Below are 2,463 nucleotides of genomic sequence, written 5' to 3'. Positions count from 1 at the left end.
GCGGCGTGGGGGCCGTCAGCCTCGGGGCGCCCCAATCAACCCGCGGCGGCGCCCGGCCCCGGAACCCGCCTCGGGCGTAATCACACCGGCAACCGGCCCGCCCCCCCCGCCCCGGGGGGACCGCCCCGCCCTGGGGGCGCTCCCCCAGGCTCTTGAGGCACCGGGAGAGGCAGTGCCGTCGGCTCAGCCGCGCAGCGCCTGCACCGCCGCCTCCAGCCGCTTGCCGAAGTCCGGGTCCGCGGCACGGAAGTTGCCGATCGCCCGCTCGACGATGTCCTCGCGGGAGACCTGCGCGATCGAACCCGCCAGGTTGGAGACCAGGCGTTCCTTCTCCTCCTGGGACATCAGCCGGTAGAGGTTGCCCGCCTGCACGAAGTCGTCGTCCTCGGCGTGCACGGGGGTCGGATGATCGCCCGTGGTACCGCTGACGGCGACCGGCTGCCACAGCGGGCGGTCCGTCTGGGCCGGGCCGCCGAAGCTGTTCGGCTCGTAGTTCTTCGCGCCGCCGTGCCGGCCGTCGTAGAGGAAGCCGTCACGGGAGTGGGTGCGCGCCTCGGTGGCGTGCGGGCGGTTCACCGGCAGGTGGTCGGCATTGATGCCGACGCGGTAGCGGTGCGCGTCGCCGTACGCGAACAGGCGCCCCTGGAGCATCTTGTCGGGCGACGGGCCGACGCCCGGGACGAAGTGCGCGGGCGAGAAGATCGACTGCTCGACCTCGGCGAAGATGTTCTGCGGGTTGCGGTTCAGCTCCAGCTTTCCGATCTCGACGACCGGGTAGTCCGCGTGCGGCCACACCTTGGTCAGGTCGAACGGGTTGAAGCGGTACGTCGCCGCGTCCGCCGCCGGCATGATCTGCACGCCCACGGTCCAGCTCGGGAACTCCCCGCGCTCGATCGCTTCGCGCAGGTCGCGCTGGTGGGAGTCGGGGTCCTCGCCCGCGAGGACCGAGGCCTCCCCGGCGGTGAGGTTCCTGATCCCCTGGTCGGTCTTGAAGTGGTACTTGACCCAGAAGACCTCGCCGGCCTCGTTGTTCCACTGGAAGGTGTGCGAGCCGAAGCCGTCCGTGTGGCGGTAGGACGCCGGGATGCCGCGGTCGCCGAACAGCCAGGTCACCTGATGCGTGGCCTCGGGCGACAGGCTCCAGAAGTCCCAGACGTTGTCCGCCTCCTGGCTGCCCGTGTACGGGTCGCGCTTCTGGGTGTGGATGAAGTCCGGGAACTTGATCGCGTCCCGGATGAAGAACACCGGGGTGTTGTTGCCGACGAGGTCGTAGTTGCCCTCCTCGGTGTAGAACTTCAGCGCGAAGCCGCGCGGGTCGCGGACGGCGTCCGCCGCGCCCAGGTTGCCGGCCACGGTCGAGAAGCGCAGGAAGACCTCGGTCCGCCTGCCGACCTCGGAGAGGAACGCGGCGCGCGTGTACGGCGTGACGTCGGCGGTCACCGTGAAGGTGCCGTAGGCCCCGGCGCCGCGCGCGTGCACCACCCGCTCCGGGATGCGCTCACGGTTGAAGTGGGCGAGCTTCTCCAGCAGGAGCTGGTCCTGCACGAGCACCGGGCCGCCGGCGCCCGCGGTCTCGCTGTTCTGGTTGTCGGCTACCGGAGCCCCGGCCTCCGTAGTGAGCGGTCCCTGCGTCACGTGCGCCTCCTGCGTCCTTGCCCACCGGTCCTGTCGCCGACCGGCCCTGTCCTTTGACCAAAGTCAGGCTTGATCTTACATTGGACTTAATCCAAGTCAAACAAGATTCCAAAGTCACACCTATTCGGAACCTGGTCTCCTTGCTGTTACGCTGGACCGCATGAGCGACCTTCTGGAACGGCTGCGCGGACGCGGATGGCGGATGACCGCGCAGCGTCGCGTCGTGGCCGAGGTTCTCGACGGCGAGCACGTTCACCTGACGGCCGACGAGGTCCACGCGCGGGCCGTCGCGAAGCTGCCCGAGATCTCCCGGGCGACCGTCTACAACACGCTGGGCGAGCTGGTGACCCTCGGCGAGGTGCTCGAGGTCAGCACGGACAAGCGCGCCAAGCGGTACGACCCGAACGCGCACCGGCCGCACCACCACCTGGTCTGCGCCCGGTGCGGTGCGATCCGTGACGTGCATCCGACCGGCAACCCGCTCGCCGATCTTCCCGACACCGAGCGCTTCGGCTTCACCGTCTCGGACGTCGAGGTGACGTACCGGGGTCTGTGCCCGGCCTGCGCAGGGGCGTGACCGAGACCTGCGTGACCGTGACCTGCGTTACCGAGACCTGGGTTACCGAGACCTGACGGAGGCCTGACCCAGACCCAGGGGGCGCAAGCCCCCTTTTTTGTTGGGCCGTCCTGCTTTCTCGGGCCGTTGCCTCTTCTTGCGCCGTCTCTTGTGCCCAACGCACTCGACGCCCTCGACGCAAACGCACCGAGGGCCGGAATCCATCTCTGGTTTCCGGCCCTCGGCCTTCAGTAGCGGGGACAGGATTTGAA

2 protein-coding genes are annotated in these 2,463 nt (G+C 69.3%); one reads left to right on the top strand and one right to left on the bottom strand.

Going from position 1 to position 2,463, the window contains the following annotated elements:
- Nucleotides 1-183 precede the first annotated feature (183 nt).
- Nucleotides 184-1,635, bottom strand: coding sequence for a catalase (locus AB0H32_RS47920; RefSeq protein WP_361135926.1), 1,452 nt, complete (start codon nt 1,633-1,635; stop codon nt 184-186).
- A gap of 160 nt (nt 1,636-1,795) precedes the next feature.
- On the opposite strand from AB0H32_RS47920, the gene AB0H32_RS47915 reads away from it, so the two are divergent.
- Entirely contained in the window at nt 1,796-2,212 is a 417-nt protein-coding gene (locus tag AB0H32_RS47915) for a Fur family transcriptional regulator (RefSeq protein WP_361135923.1), read from the top strand.
- Nucleotides 2,213-2,463: the final 251 nt, after the last annotated feature.

The organism is Streptomyces sp. NPDC020362, assembly GCF_040642095.1.
Lineage (GTDB): Bacteria > Actinomycetota > Actinomycetes > Streptomycetales > Streptomycetaceae > Streptomyces.
The sequence above is the reverse complement of the archived record's forward strand: the minus strand, read 5'-3'. Positions and strand labels throughout refer to the sequence as shown.

What these genes read in the sequence shown, in the direction of transcription:
- AB0H32_RS47915 (WP_361135923.1), top strand. Translation starts at nt 1,796, where the DNA reads ATGAGCGACCTTCTGGAACGGCTGCGCGGACGCGGATGGCGGATGACC.